Source organism: Actinokineospora bangkokensis (assembly GCF_001940455.1).
In the GTDB taxonomy this organism is placed as follows: domain Bacteria; phylum Actinomycetota; class Actinomycetes; order Mycobacteriales; family Pseudonocardiaceae; genus Actinokineospora; species Actinokineospora bangkokensis.
The window spans coordinates 283,319-297,261 of sequence record NZ_MKQR01000011.1; the positions used below are offsets into that span (position 1 = coordinate 283,319).

Here is a 13,943-nt window from a genome sequence, read left to right on the forward strand (position 1 = left end):
CCGTGAAGCAGCGCTGTCCGGTATCGCGAAGAAAGCATCGCTGGACCGGGGCAGTCGCGGCCTCGAAGATCGGGTGCATGACCGCTGCGCAGCTCTTCGGCACCAACCTCGTGGCCATGGTGACGCCCATGCTCCCCGACGGCGCGCTGGACGAGGCCGGGATCGACGCCCTGGTCGAGCACCTGCTGGCCACCGGCTGCGACGGCGTCGTCGTCGCGGGCACGACCGGCGAGGCGCCCACGCTGACCGACGAGGAGACGACCCGCCTTCTGCGCGCGGTCGTGACCGGGGTGGCCGGGCGGGCGCGGGTCACCGCGGGCGTCGGCAGCTACGACACGGCGACGAGCGTCCGGCGGGCCCGGGCGGCCGAGGCGGCGGGCGCGGACGCGGTGCTGCTGGTGTGCCCGTACTACTCCCGGCCGACCCAGGCGGGTGTCGTCGCGCACTGCCTGGCGGTCGCGGACGCCACGGCGCTGCCGGTGATGCTCTACGACGTGCCCGCCAGGACCGGCCTGGCCATGGCGCGGGCGACGCTGGTCGAGCTGGCCGGGCACCCGCGCGTGCTGGCCGTCAAGGACGCCAAGGGCGACCTGTTCGAGGCGACGTCGGTGATGGCGGAGACGGGCCTGGCGTACTACTGCGGCATCGACGAGCTGAACCTGCCGTACCTGGCCTGCGGCGCCACCGGGGTCGTCAGCGTGGTCGGCAACGTGTCCGCCGAGCGGACGGCCGCGCTGATCGCCGCGGTGCGCGCGCACGACCTCACCGCCGCCCGCTCGCTGCACAACGACCTGATCCCGCTCGTGGCGGCGCTGATGCGCACCTCGTCCGGGGCGATCATGGCGAAGGCAGCGCTGGCCGAACTCGGCGTGATCGACCACCCCGCCGTGCGGCTGCCCCTGCTGGAGTCGCCGCCGGAGCACTTGGAGCGGCTGCGCGGCGCGCTGGCCACCCCCGCCGTCCCCGCCTAGGGACTGCCTTGAAAGCCATGGTTGGGGGGGTCAGGCGAAGTAGCCCAGCACGTCGGTGACCAGGTGTGTGGTTCCGCCGCTGGCGTTGGTGATCAAGCCCGAGTTGAGGACGAACGGTGGGTGGGACCCGTGGGAGTGTGGGGGCAGGACGGTGTTGGCGATGGTCTCGCCAGGGCTGAAGTTCAGGTGGGCGCCGTTGTACCACTGCCCGGAGCCGCCGACGTCAGAACGGTGGCGGAGCCATCCGTCGCTGGTCGGTCCGGTCACGGTGTAGGTGACCAGGGGGATCGAGTGCCGGCTGAGGGGATCCTCGAGCATCTCGTCGGTGAAGGTATATGCCTGGATCTCGCCGCCTGGCGGGATGGCTTTGTCGGTGCGGGTGTCGAGGGTCCGGACCGGGGTGATGGGGACGTAGCCTTTGCTGCTGCTCGGTTCGAGCAGACTGACGACGTCGACAAGGACGTGGGTGGTGGCTGAGGCGTGCAGGCGCATGGTGCCGTCGGGGGCGAGGCGGACGATGGCGAGGTTGCTGCGGGTGGTGTTGACGCCGAAGTTGAGGTTCGACGTGGCGGGGCGGGGGGCGTCGCCCGCGTGGGCGACGAGGTAGCCGCTGCCGGAGCCGGCGGTGACGGTCAGGTTGACCACGGCTTGGACGTCGCCCCTGTCGGCCAGTTTCACCGAACGGCTGGTGCCCGCTGCGATGGGCCCGCCGGTGTTGCGGGTGTCAAGGACGCGATTGAGGCCACCATGGTTCGGGGCGGTGCCGGGTGCGTGGGTGAAGACCCCGAGGACGTCGACGACCAGGGCGGTGGTGCCGGGGCTGCCGTTGAAGACCTCGATCTGGCCACCGCTGACCGCGACCACGGTGAAGTTGGGCGCGGTCTGCCCCCGCACGAAGTTCACGTTGGAGGTGGGCGGGCGAACGGTGCCCGGGACGTAAGCGGTCAGGAACCCGCCCGCCGCGGTGTCGGTCGCGGTGAGGTTGACCGCGACGGCCGCCACGTCGGCGGGGATCCCGTTGATGCCCGCCACCCGAACGCGCGTTGTGCTCGACGGCGCCATCGGCGCCCCGGACCGCGTGTCGAACACGCGCGTCGGCCCGACGGGGACGAACCCCAGACCCGCGGTGACGAAGGGGGTCGTGACCACCTCGCCGGTGGCGTCCACGACCACCGTGATGCGGTAGCTGCCCAGCGCCGGATACGTGTGCGCGGCGGTCAACACGTTGCTTGGGTTCTCCGGATCCCCTTGCACCACAACAGGCCCCGAACCGTCGCCGTAGTCGACACGCACCCGCTGCAACACCCCGGTGCTGTCGCTGAGCGCTGCGGACAGGCTCACATCCAGGGCATAGCGCGGGGTGGCGGTCACGACCACTTGCCCCGCCGCCGTGGCACGCGCCCCACTTCCCGCAGCGGGCACGGCACCTGCTGGGAGGGCCAACCCCAGACCACCCAGAAGGGCGACCAGCAGCACGACTGCGCTACGCCGAACCATCGCGATACCCCCACCGTTCGAGTCGCGTCAGCGGAACCAGAAGATCAGGGTACCGCCGTGAAGACTTTTGTCGAGGCTTGTTCGCAAACGGGTGGCCTCACGCGAGCAGGCGGTACACCGAGATGTGCGACCCGGACTCGGCGGTGAACGCGCCGCCGGTCCAGTCGGCGTGCCTGCTCTCCAGGGCCATCCCGGCGAGCTGGGCCATGAGGTCGAGCTCGGCGGGCCAGGCGTAGCGGTGCGGGCTGCGCCCCACGCGCGCCTGCCTGCCCTCGCCGAAGGTGAAGTGGTGCGAGACCAAGCGCTGGTGGAGCACGTCGTAGGTGTCGACGCCGAGGTAGCCGTCGGCGTTGTGGAACACCACCGCGTCCTGCCCCGGCGGCAGCGACCGCAGGTCCGGCACGCCCAGCTCCACCACGAACCGCCCGCCCGGCAGCAGGTGGCGGGCGGCGTTGCGGAAGCAGCGCACCTGCTCGTCCTGCTCCAGCAGGTTCGAGATGGTGTTGAACACCAGGTACACCAGCGCGTACTGCCCCGGCGCGCGGGCGGTGGCCATGTCCCCCAGCACGACCGGCACCGCCGATTCGTCCACTTTGGTCCGCAGTTGGTCGACCATCGGCCGGGACAGCTCGATCCCGGTGACGTCGACCCCGCGCGCGGCCAGCGGCACCGCGACCCGGCCGGTGCCGATGGCGAACTCCAGCACCCGCCCACCCCCGGCGAGCTCGGCCAGCCTGTCCACAGTGGCGTGGAGCAGCTCGGGCGCGAACATCCCCTCCCCGGGGGTGTCGTAGCGCCGCGCGGTCTCGACGTCCCAGACGTCTTCCTGTCGCATGCGTCTCACCCTCGTCACCCGCAGTGCTCGTCGTCCACCGGTTTTCCGGGCGCACGCTGCTGATCTGCGGTTTCGCCGGATTGTCCGGAACGCGGCAATCACGCAGCGTGTCAGCAGGGTCACAGCGGTTGGGCGCGTGATCACCCCATCACCGGGCGTACTTTTTAGTTAGCACAGACAACCATCTGGGGCTGACCACCGAGGAAGGGGTGCGCGATGACGACGGTTCCGCAGACGGGTGCACAGGATCACCGGGCGGGTGACCCGGCGCCGCGACTGCTGGAGACCGCACGGGCGGCGGTGGAGCGCTTCGCCGACCGGACCGCGATCGCCGAGCGGGAGCGGGAGGCGGTGACCGACCCGGCCACCGGGGAGACCACCGAGCGGCTGCTGGACACCCACCGCACGCGCACCTACCGCGAGCTGTGGGCCGACGCCGAGGACATCGCCGCCGAGTGGGCCGACCACGGGGCGCTGCGCGCGGGCGGGTTCCTCGCCACGGTCGGGTTCATCAGCGGCGACTACGCGGCCCTGGCGCTGGCGGGCGCGCGGGTCGGCGCGGTGGAGGTGCCCCTGCAGGCCAGCGCCACCGCAGCGAACCTCGCGCCCATCGTGGCCGAGGTCGAGGCCGTGGTGCTCGCCAGCAGCACCGAGCGGCTGCCCGTGGCGGTCGAGGTGGTGCTGGCCACCGGCTGCGTGCGGCGCGTCGTGGTGTTCGACCACAACCCCGCCGTCGACGCCCAGCGGGCCGTGGTGGACGACGCCCGCGCGCGCCTGGCCGCGGCGGGCGTGGAGCTGACCACCCTCGACGAGGTGCGCGAGCGCGGCGCGGGGCTGCCGCGCGCCGCCGAGCCGGACGTGGCCCCGGACGCGCTGGCGATGCTGGTGTACACCTCCGGCAGCACCGGGACGCCCAAGGGCGCGATCTACACCGACAGCATGGTCGCGGGCCTGTGGACCTGGCGCTGGACCCAGGACGAGGACGACGACCTGGTCAGCTTCAACTACATGCCGATGAGCCACCTCGCGGGCCGGGTCACGCTGCTGAGCACCTTCGCCCGCGGCGGCACCGCCCAGTTCGCCGCGCGCAGCGACCACTCCACGCTGTTCGAGGACATGGCGCTGGCCGCCCCCACCGAGCTGATCCTGGTCCCGCGCATCTGCGACATGCTGCACCAGCGGTTCCGCTCCGAGGTGGACCGGCGCGGGGTCGACCCGGCGGTGGTGCGCCGCGAGCTGCGCGAGCAGTGGGTCGGCGGGCGCGTGCGGCGGGTCACCGTGGGCACCGCGCCGCTGTCGGCGGAGATGGCCGCGTTCGTGGAGAACAGCCTGGGCGTGGAGCTGCACGACGGGTACGGCTCCACCGAGGCGGGCGCGCTGACCATCGACCACAAGGTGTCGCGGCCGCCGGTGATCGACTACAAGCTCGTCGACGTCCCCGAGCTGGGCTACTTCACCACCGACAGCCCGCACCCCCGCGGCGAGCTGCTGGTGCGGACGCGGACGATCATCCCCGGCTACTACAAGCGGCCCGAGCTCAACGCCGAGTTCTTCGACGAGGACGGCTTCTACCGCACCGGCGACATCATGGCCGAGACCGCGCCGGACACCCTGGTCTACGTCGACCGCCGCAAGAACGTGCTCAAGCTGTCGCAGGGCGAGTTCGTGGCGGTGTCGCGGTTGGAGGCGGTGTTCGCGAGCAGCCCTATGGTGCGCCAGGTCTACGTGCACGGCAGCAGCGAGCGCTCGTACCTGCTCGCCGTCGTCGTCCCCACCCCGGAGGCGCTGGCCTCGACCCCCGCAGACCAGCTCCGGCCGCGGCTGCTGGAGTCGTTGCAGCGGGTGGCGGCCGAGGCGGAGCTGAACCCGTACGAGGTGCCGCGCGACCTCATCGTGGAGACCGAGCCGTTCAGCACCGAGAACGGCCTGCTCTCCGACGTGCGCAAGCTGCTGCGGCCCCGGCTCAAGGAGCACTACGGCGCGCGGCTGGAGGAGCTGTACGAGACCCTGGCGCGCAACGAGGTCGACGACCTGCGGGCGCTGCGCGAGGGCGCCGCCGACGCGCCGGTGCTGGAGACGGTCGGCAAGGCCGCGCAGGCGCTGCTGGGCCGGGCGAGCACCGACATCTCCCCCGACGCCCGCTTCACCGACCTGGGCGGCGACTCGCTCTCGGCGCTGACCTTCTCGAACCTGCTGCGCGAGCTGTTCGGGGTCGAGGTGCCCGTCGGCGTGGTGGTCAGCCCGGCCAACACCCTGCGCAAGATCGCCGCGCACGTGGAGGCCGAGCGCTCGCACGGCGGCACGCGGCCCACCGCCGCCACCGTGCACGGCGCGGGCGCCGAGCAGGTCCGCGCCGCGGACCTGACGCTGGAGAAGTTCCTCGACGCCGACACCCTCGCCGCGGCCGCGTCCCTACCGCGCGCGACCGCGACCCCGCGCACCGTCCTGCTGACGGGGGCCAACGGCTACCTGGGCCGGTTCCTGTGCCTGGAGTGGCTGCGCAGGCTCGACGCCAGTGGCGGCACGCTGGTCTGCGTGGTGCGCGGCGCCGACGACGCCGCCGCCCGCGCCCGCCTGGACGAGGCGTTCGACACCGGCGACCCCGACCTGCTGGCCACCTACCACCGGCTCGCCGACGAGCACCTGGAGGTGCTGGCGGGCGACATCGGCGACGCCGACCTCGGACTGTCCGAACAGGACTGGAAGCGGCTGGCCGAGACCGTCGACCTGGTGGTGCACCCGGCCGCGCTGGTCAACCACGTGCTGCCCTACGACCAGCTGTTCGGCCCGAACGTCGTCGGCACCGCCGAGCTGATCCGCCTCGCGCTGACCCACCGGGTCAAGCCGATCACCTACCTGTCCACGGTCGGCGTGCTGGACGACCCGGCCATCACCGAGGTCGACGACATCCGCACCACCAGCCCGGTGCGCCGGGTGGACGGCGGGTACGCCAACGGGTACTCGACCAGCAAGTGGGCGGGCGAGGTGCTGCTGCGCGAGGCGCACGAGGCCTTCGGCCTGCCCGTGCGGACCTTCCGGTCGGACATGATCCTCGCCCACACCCGCTACACCGGGCAGCTCAACGTGCCGGACATGTTCACCCGCCTGCTGTTCAGCGTCCTGGTCACCGGCCTGGCCCCGGCGTCGTTCTACGCGGGCGGCGGGCCCGCGCACTACGACGGCCTGCCGGTGGACTTCACCGCCGAGGTGATCACCGACCTGGCCTGGGGCGCGGTGGCCGGGCACGAGACCTACAACGTGCTCAACCCGCACGCCGACGGGCTGTCGCTGGACACGTTCGTCGACTGGCTCGTCGAGGCGGGGCACACCCTGCACCGCGTCGAGGACTACCAGGAGTGGGTGTCGCGCCTGGAGACCGCGCTGCGCGCGCTGCCCGAGCACCGGCGCCAGCACTCGCTGCTGCCGCTGCTGCACGCCTTCGCCGCGCCGTCGCCCGCGGTGGACGGCTCGGTGGTGCCCGCGCCGCACTTCCACGAGGCGGTGCGCGCCCGCGGCGGGGAGATCCCGCACCTGTCGGCGGAGCTGATCACCAAGTACGCCGACGACCTGAAGTCGCTGGGCCTGCTGTGAGCCGACCGGGTGGCCGCGCGCGGGGCGCGGCCACCCGGCCTCACGGCGTGCGCGCCCGGGAGGCCGCCAGCACCGGCAGCAGGGCCAGGGCGAGCGCGCCGCCGACGAGCCCCAGGGTGGCGTAGCCCGCGGCCGACATCACCAGGCCGGAGGCGACGCCCCCGGTCGCGCCGGAGACGGCGATGGCCACGTCGACCGCGCCCTGGGTCCTGGCCCGGGTCGCCAGCGGGACGGCGTCGGTGATCATGGCGGTGCCCGCCACCAGCCCGAAGTTCCACCCCAGCCCCAGCAGCGCCAGGGCGGTGGCCAGCACGACGACGGAGTCCGCGGGTGCCGCGGCCGCCACCACCCCGGCCAGCAGCAGCGTCACCCCGGAGGCGGTGGCGAGCGCGGTGCGCCCGACCCGGTCGACCAGGATCCCGGTCAGCGGCGAGGGCAGGTACATGGCGGCGATGTGCACGGCGATGACCACCCCCGCCGCCGCGGTCCCGTGGCCGTGGTCGTGGATGTGCACCGGGGTCATCGTCATGATCGCGACCATCACCAGCTGGGTGACGACCATCGTGACCGCGCCCGCGAGCACCCCCGGCCCCGTCTGGGCCGCGGGCTCGGGTTCGGGGTTCGCCATGGCGGCGGCGCGGTGCTCGCTCAGCGCCAGCAGCAGCGGGTCGGGCCGCAGGAACACCGCGAGGACGACCGCAGCCAGCACGTAGGCGGTGCCCGCCAGCAGGAAGGGCCCGGCGAGGTCGGGCAACCCCAGCCCGCGGGCGACCCGACCGGTGGGCGCGGCCAGGTTGGGACCCACGACGCCGCCGAGCGTGGTGGCCACCAGCACCGTCGAGACCGCCCGCGCCCGCTCACCCGGTGTGGCGAGGTCGGCCCCGGCGTAGCGGGCTTGCAGGTTGGTGGCGGTGCCCGCGCCGTAGACGAACAGCGAGGCGAACAGCAGCACCGGGTTGTCCACGGCGGCGGCCGTGATGACCCCGGCGCTGCCCGCGGCGCCCGCCAGGTAGCCCGCCGTCAGCCCCGCCCGCCTGCCCCGGGCCTGCGACAGGCGCCCCACCAGCACGGCGGTGAGCGCCGACCCGCCGGTGAACAGCGCGGAGGGCACGCCGGAGAGGCTGGTGGAACCCAGCAGGTCCTGGGCGAGCAGCGCGCCGACGGTGATGCCCGCGGCCAGCCCCGCGCCGCTGAGCACCTGGGAGAAGAACAGGACGGTGACGATCCGTCGTTGCGCGGGGTGGGTCACGGCTGCTCTTCCGTCGGCGGCGTCGGGCCCCCGACGCTATCCCGGGTCCCGCCCGCGGTGGCGGCGCGGATCAGCCGGGCCACGCGGTCGACGGCGGCGGAGGTGCGCTCGGTGGAGCGGGCCAGCAGCAGATCGATCGAGAGCGGGTCGCGCAGCGGCACGTAGCGGACCCCGTGCAGGCCGAGGCTGCGCACCGGTTCCGGCACCAGCGCCACGCCCAGCCCCGCCGCCACCAGCACGGCCAGCGTCGCGGTCTCCCCGACCTCGTGCACCTGCGGCTGGAAGCCCGCCGCGGCGCAGGCGTCGAGCACGCGCCGGTGCATCGACGAGCGGTCGCCGGAGGGGTGCACGACGAACGCCTCCCCCGCCAGGCGCGCCAGGTCCAGGTCGTCGTCCCCGGCCAGCGGGTGCGCCGCGGGCAGGACGGCCACCAGCCGCTCCGACCGCAGCGGCTCCTGCCGCACCGCGGGCAGCGCGCGCGGCGACGGGCGCACCAGCACCAGGTCGTACTCGCCCGCCACGAGCCCGTCGAGCAGGTCGGGGGTCAGCAGCTCGCCGCGCACCCGCAGGTCGACCCCGGGCAGCTCGGTGCGCACCAGGTGGGACAGGCGGGGCAGCACGTCGTAGGTGGCGGTGCCGACGAACCCCACCGACACCCGGCCCACCGACCCCGCCGCGAGCGCCGCCATGTCGTCGACCGCCCGGTCCACGGCGTCGACGACGCGCCGGGCGTGGCGCAGGAACCGCTGCCCCGCCTCGGTGACCTCGACCCGGCGGGTGGAGCGCTCGAAGAGCCGGGCGCCCAGCTCGGCCTCCAGCTGCTTGATCTGCTGGGACAGCGCGGGCTGGGCCACGTGGGCGCGCTCGGCCGCCCGGCCGAAGTGGCGTTCCTCCGCCAGCGCCAGGAAGTACCGGACCGTGCGCAGCTCCACGAGCACAGCTTATCGGTGTGGCTTATCAGTCGATACGCACTGAGACTTGGACATGATCGGTCCAGCTCCCTACCGTCGAGGTCGTGACCGACGCCTACCTCTACGCCGCCGCCCGGACGCCCTTCGGCCGCTTCAGAGGCGCGCTCGCCGAGCACCGGCCGGACGACCTGGCCGCCACCGCGCTCACCGGGGTCCTCGCCAAGGCCCCCGACCTCGACCCGGCCCGGATCGGGGACGTGGTGTGGGGGTGCGCGAACCAGGCGGGCGAGGACAACCGCAACGTGGGCCGGATGGCGGTGCTGCTGTCGGGGCTGCCGACGTCGGTGCCCGCCACGACGGTGAACCGGCTGTGCGGGTCGTCGCTGGACGCGGCGATGGCGGCCGCGCGCACCGTGGAGACCGGCGACGCCGACGTGGTGGTCGCGGGTGGGGTCGAGTCGATGACCCGGGCGCCGTGGGTGCTGCCCAAGCCGTCGCGGGCGTTCCCGGCGGGCAACGTCACCGCCGTGTCGACCGCGCTGGGCTGGCGGTTCACCAACGAGCGGATGCCGGTGGAGTGGACCGCGAGCCTCGGTGAGTGCAACGAGGAACTGGCGGCGGAGTTCGGCGTGGGCCGCGACCGGCAGGACGAGTTCGCCGCGCGCTCGCACAACGCCGCGCACGCGGCCTGGGAGGCGGGCTTCTACGACGACCTGGTGGTCCCGCTGGACGACCTCGCGCGCGACGAGGGCATCCGCCCCGGCTCCTCGGCCGAGAAGCTGGCCAAGCTCAAGCCCTCCTTCCGCCAGGACGGCACCATCACCGCGGGCAACGCCTCGCCGCTCAACGACGGGGCGGCGGCGCTGCTGCTCGGCAGCGCGGACGCGGGTCTGGGCATCGACCCGCTGGCCCGGGTCGCGGGCCGGGGCGCGTTCGCGCTGGAGCCGCAGCGCTTCGGCTACGCCCCGGTGGAGGCGGCCAACCGCGCGCTGGAGCGGGCGGGCGTCACCTGGGACCAGGTCGGCGCGGTGGAGCTGAACGAGGCGTTCGCCGTGCAGTCGGTGGTGTGCGTCGACGCCTGGCTCAAGCAGGGCCTGGCCGACGCCGAGCTGGTCAACGCCAAGGGCGGCGCCATCGCCATCGGGCACCCGCTGGGCGCCTCGGGCGCCCGGGTCCTGGGCACGCTGGCCCACCGCCTGCGCGAGAGCGGCGAGCGGTGGGGCGTCGCGGCCATCTGCATCGGCGTCGGCCAGGGGCTCGCCGTCGTGCTGGAGAACGCGGCCCGCTGATGGCGGTCACCGTCTGCGCGTCCCCCGCGGCCGCGGTCGCAGGCGTCCAGGACGGCAGCACCGTCCTCATCGGCGGGTTCGGCATGGCCGGTATGCCCGTGGCGCTCATCGAGGCGTTGATCGACCAGGGCGCCCGCGAGCTGACGGTGGTGTCGAACAACGCGGGCAACGGCGACACCGGGCTGGCCGCGCTGCTGGCCGCCCGCCGGGTGCGCAAGGTGGTGTGCTCGTTCCCCCGCCAGGCCGACTCGTGGGTGTTCGAGGGGCTCCACCGGGCGGGCGAGGTCAAGCTGGACCTGGTGCCGCAGGGCACGCTGGCGGAGCGGATGCGCGCGGCGGGCGCGGGCATCGGCGCGTTCTTCTGCCCCACCGGCGTCGGCACGCCGTTGGCCGAGGGCCGCGAGACCCGCGAGATCGACGGGCGCACGCACGTGCTGGAGTACGCCCTACGCGGCGACGTGGCCCTGATCGGGGCGCACAAGGCCGACCGGGTGGGCAACCTCGTCTACCGCAAGACCGCGCGCAACTTCGGCCCCGTCATGGCCACCGCGGCCACCACGACGGTGGTGCAGGTGTCCCAGGTCGTCGAGGTCGGTGAGCTGGACCCGGAGTCGGTCGTGACCCCGGGCATCTACGTGGACAGGGTGGTGGTCGCGTGAGCACCGGGAGCGGACCGCTGGACAAGCACGACCTGGCCGCGCTGGTGGCCCGCGACATCCCGGCGGGCGCCTACGTCAACCTGGGCATCGGGCTGCCCACCCTGGTCGCCGACCACCTGCCGCCCGGCTCGGGCGTGGTGCTGCACACCGAGAACGGCATGCTCGGCATGGGCCCCGCGGCCCACGGCGACCAGGTCGACCCCGACCTGACCAACGCGGGCAAGGTGCCGGTGACCGAGCTGCCCGGCGCCGCCTACTTCCACCAGGCGGACTCGTTCGCCATGGTGCGCGGCGGCCACCTCGACGTGTGCGTGCTCGGCGCGTTCCAGGTGTCGGCGGGCGGCGACCTGGCCAACTGGCACACCGGCGCCCCGGACGCCACCCCGGCCGTCGGCGGGGCGATGGACCTCGCGATCGGCGCCAAGCGCGTGTTCGTGGTGATGGAGCTGTTCGCCAAGGACGGCTCACCCAAGCTGGTGCCGTCCTGCACCTACCCGCTGACCGGCGTCGGCTGCGTGTCCCGGGTCTACACCGACCTCGCCGTGTTCGACCTCGGCCAGGACGGCGTCGTCGTCCGCGAGGTCTTCGGCACCACCACCGACGAACTGGCCGCCCGGCTCGACGTACCGCTGACGGCCGCGTTGGTGCCCTAGGAAGCGAGCAACTGCGCCAAACTGGTGGCAGGGCGGCCCGTGAGGTCCGAGACGTGCGAGGTCACCCCAGCCAACTCCCCGGCGGCGATGGCGGTGTAGGTGGACACCCACGCGTCGAGCTGCCAGTCCGGCGCGCCGTACCCCGCCCGCGACGCATAGGCCTCCTCCACCGTCTCCGGCGAGTAAGACGCGGGCCGCCCCGTGGCCGAGGTGATCGTCGCGGCCAGGTCGGTGAGGCTGAGCGATTCCGGCCCCGTGAGGGAGTACGTCGCCCCCTCGTGCGCGGCGGGGTCGCCCAGCACCACCACCGCCGCGTCAGCGATGTCGTCCTGGGCCACGACAGCCGCCCGGCCACTGCCCGCGGGCCCCCGGATCACCCCGTCCTCCCCCACCAGCTGCGGCGTGAAGTCGGCGTAGAGGTTGTCCCGCAGGAAGGTGAACCCCACCCCGCTGTCCCGGATGTGCTGCTCGGTCCCCCAGTGGTCCCTGGCGAGCGTGAAGGTCGCATCCGGAGCAGCGCCGTAGAACGAGATGTACACGATGTGCCGCACCCCCGCCCGCACAGCCGCGTCCACGAAGATCCGGTGCTGCTCCACCCGATCCGGCGCCTCCGAAGCGGACACCATCAACACCGTCCCCGCCCCCTCCAGCCCACCCCGCACCGCGTCGAAGTCGGCGTAAGAGGCCTCGACGACCTCGGCCAGGTCCAATCGAGGCGCCCGGCTCCGGTCCCGGACCACCAACCGCTGCGCCACCCCCCTCTGCGCCAACCGCCGGGCAACGCGCCCACCCAACTGCCCCGTGGCACCCGTCACCGCGATCACAGAGGACATCCCGACTCCCAACCTCGCCCAACGCCTCGCTCACCCTCCCACCCCGCCCACACCCGCGCAGGGTCGGCCTGCGGACCACGTCACCCGGTGCCGTGGCGCTGGTCGTAGCCCCGCTGGCAGTCCTGGATCTCCTCCGCGTGGGCTGTCGTCCAGTCGTAGAGGTGGCCGAAGGGTTCTCGCAGGGACGCGCCGAGCGGGGTGAGGGAGTACTCCACCCCGACGGGTGAGGTCGGCAGCACGCGCCGCTCGATCATCCCGTTGCGCTCCAGGCGGCGCAGGGTCTGGGTCAGCACGCGCTGGGTCACGCCTTCCAGGCGGCGCTTGATGTGGTTGAACCGGTGGGGCTCCTCCAGGACGGCCATCACCATCATCGACCACTTGTCCGCGATCTGGTCCAGGATCGGGCGGCTGGGGCAGTCGACCCGGAACACGACGTCGGTGTCCGGGGCGGGGCGTGCGGTGGCCATGTCGGTATCCTCCACGATCCTTGCGATCCCGAGAGTGCGTTCTTGACGCCGCGCAGCGACCGTCCCAGTCTAGGTATGCATCAGGAACTTAGCCGCCTGACAGGTACCGACTGGAGACCCCGTGCACCACGACGCCTATGCGACCCTGCGAGTGGGCCACGAGGCGGGCATCGTCCGCGTCACCCTCGACAACCCGCCCGTCAACGTCCTCGACGTCGCCCTCATGGCCGACCTCCGACGGCTGCTGACCGGGCTCCGCGACGACGACTCGGCCCGGGTGATCGTCTTCGACAGCGCTGACCCGGACTTCTTCATCGCCCACGTCGACATGACCCTCGTCGACGCCCCGGACGCCTTCGACGACCTCGCGGCGGACACCCCCGAGGGCGTCAACGTCTTCCAGTCCCTGGGCGAACTGCTCCGCCACCAACCCCAGGTCACCATCGTCAAGCTCGCCGGTGTGGCCCGCGGCGGCGGCGCGGAGTTCGTCACCGCGGCCGACATGGCCTTCGCCGCGGTCGACCGCGCCGGGCTCGGCCAGGTCGAGGCCCTCATGGGCATCGTCCCCGGGGGCGGCGGCACCCAGTACCTCGCCGACCGGATCGGCCGCAACCGCGCCCTGGAGGTCGTGCTCGGCGCCGACCTGCACGACGCCCGCACCGCCGAGCGCTACGGCTGGGTCAACCGCGCCATCCCCGCCGACCACCTCGACGCCTTCGTCGACCGCCTCGCCCACAACATCGCCGCCCTGCCCGACGGCGTCATCGCCGCCGCCAAGCGCGCCATCACCCCCACCGACCTCACCGCGGGCTACCTCCGCGAACACGACGCCTGGGCAGGCCAGATCGCCCGCCCCGCAGCCGAACACCTCATCCGAGCAGGCCTGACCCACGGCGCCCAAACCCGCGACGGCGAACACGACCTGGAGACCCTGCTCCGCACCCTGGTCGCCTGACCCCACCCCACCCCACTCCTTTAACCCCAACCC

The 13,943-nt window shown here is 73.3% G+C and carries 12 protein-coding genes; 6 read left to right on the top strand and 6 right to left on the bottom strand.

What is annotated here, in order from left to right; genetic code table 11:
* Positions 1-77 precede the first annotated feature (77 nt).
* Positions 78-971: a 4-hydroxy-tetrahydrodipicolinate synthase gene (gene dapA / locus BJP25_RS12245; protein WP_075974990.1), complete on the top strand. Its 894-nt coding sequence runs from the start codon at positions 78-80 to the stop codon at positions 969-971.
* A gap of 30 nt (positions 972-1,001) precedes the next feature.
* Here dapA and BJP25_RS12250 read toward each other — a convergent pair whose 3' ends face one another.
* Positions 1,002-2,342, bottom strand: coding sequence for a hypothetical protein (locus tag BJP25_RS12250; RefSeq protein ID WP_143219031.1), 1,341 nt, complete (start codon positions 2,340-2,342; stop codon positions 1,002-1,004).
* A gap of 223 nt (positions 2,343-2,565) precedes the next feature.
* The gene (locus BJP25_RS12255; RefSeq protein ID WP_075974992.1) at positions 2,566-3,303 is read right to left on the bottom strand and encodes a class I SAM-dependent methyltransferase; all 738 of its coding nucleotides are present in this window, start codon (positions 3,301-3,303) and stop codon (positions 2,566-2,568) included.
* Positions 3,304-3,519: 216 nt separating this feature from the next.
* Here BJP25_RS12255 and car point away from each other — a divergent pair, with 216 nt between their 5' ends.
* Entirely contained in the window at positions 3,520-6,894 is a 3,375-nt protein-coding gene (gene car, locus BJP25_RS12260) for a carboxylic acid reductase (protein ID WP_084793933.1), read from the top strand.
* Positions 6,895-6,934: 40 nt separating this feature from the next.
* Here the strand turns inward: car and BJP25_RS12265 are convergent, their stop codons facing one another.
* A complete protein-coding gene (locus tag BJP25_RS12265) occupies positions 6,935-8,143 on the bottom strand; it encodes an MFS transporter (RefSeq protein WP_075974993.1) in 1,209 nt (402 codons plus the stop codon).
* Positions 8,140-9,075 (bottom strand): LysR family transcriptional regulator, encoded by a 936-nt coding sequence (locus tag BJP25_RS12270; protein WP_084793934.1) that lies wholly within the window; start codon positions 9,073-9,075, stop codon positions 8,140-8,142. The genes BJP25_RS12265 and BJP25_RS12270 overlap by 4 nt, the downstream gene beginning before the upstream one ends.
* Before the next feature lie 83 nt (positions 9,076-9,158).
* Between BJP25_RS12270 and BJP25_RS12275 the strand changes: the two genes are divergently transcribed.
* From BJP25_RS12275 to BJP25_RS12285, 3 genes are read left to right on the top strand one after another with little or no spacing between them, the layout of a single operon-like run.
* Complete coding sequence (locus BJP25_RS12275; RefSeq protein ID WP_075974995.1) at positions 9,159-10,343, top strand: thiolase family protein; 1,185 nt, start codon at positions 9,159-9,161, stop codon at positions 10,341-10,343.
* Positions 10,343-11,002 (top strand): 3-oxoacid CoA-transferase subunit A, encoded by a 660-nt coding sequence (locus BJP25_RS12280; RefSeq protein WP_075974996.1) that lies wholly within the window; start codon positions 10,343-10,345, stop codon positions 11,000-11,002. The genes BJP25_RS12275 and BJP25_RS12280 overlap by 1 nt, the downstream gene beginning before the upstream one ends.
* Positions 10,999-11,655: a 3-oxoacid CoA-transferase subunit B gene (locus BJP25_RS12285; protein WP_075974997.1), complete on the top strand. Its 657-nt coding sequence runs from the start codon at positions 10,999-11,001 to the stop codon at positions 11,653-11,655. The genes BJP25_RS12280 and BJP25_RS12285 overlap by 4 nt, the downstream gene beginning before the upstream one ends.
* Here BJP25_RS12285 and BJP25_RS12290 read toward each other — a convergent pair.
* Both BJP25_RS12290 and BJP25_RS12295 read right to left on the bottom strand, forming a co-directional pair.
* On the bottom strand, positions 11,652-12,488 hold the full coding sequence (locus tag BJP25_RS12290) for an SDR family oxidoreductase (RefSeq protein WP_075974998.1): 837 nt from the start codon (positions 12,486-12,488) through the stop codon (positions 11,652-11,654). The genes BJP25_RS12285 and BJP25_RS12290 overlap by 4 nt on opposite strands.
* Positions 12,489-12,568: 80 nt before the next feature.
* Positions 12,569-12,955, bottom strand: a complete 387-nt coding sequence (locus tag BJP25_RS12295; protein ID WP_075974999.1) for a winged helix-turn-helix transcriptional regulator — start codon at positions 12,953-12,955, stop codon at positions 12,569-12,571.
* A 121-nt stretch (positions 12,956-13,076) separates the two neighbouring features.
* Here BJP25_RS12295 and BJP25_RS12300 point away from each other — a divergent pair, with 121 nt between their 5' ends.
* Positions 13,077-13,910 carry an enoyl-CoA hydratase/isomerase family protein gene (locus BJP25_RS12300; RefSeq protein ID WP_075975000.1) on the top strand — a complete coding sequence of 278 codons (834 nt, stop codon included), beginning with the start codon at positions 13,077-13,079 and terminating at the stop codon, positions 13,908-13,910.
* Positions 13,911-13,943: the final 33 nt, after the last annotated feature.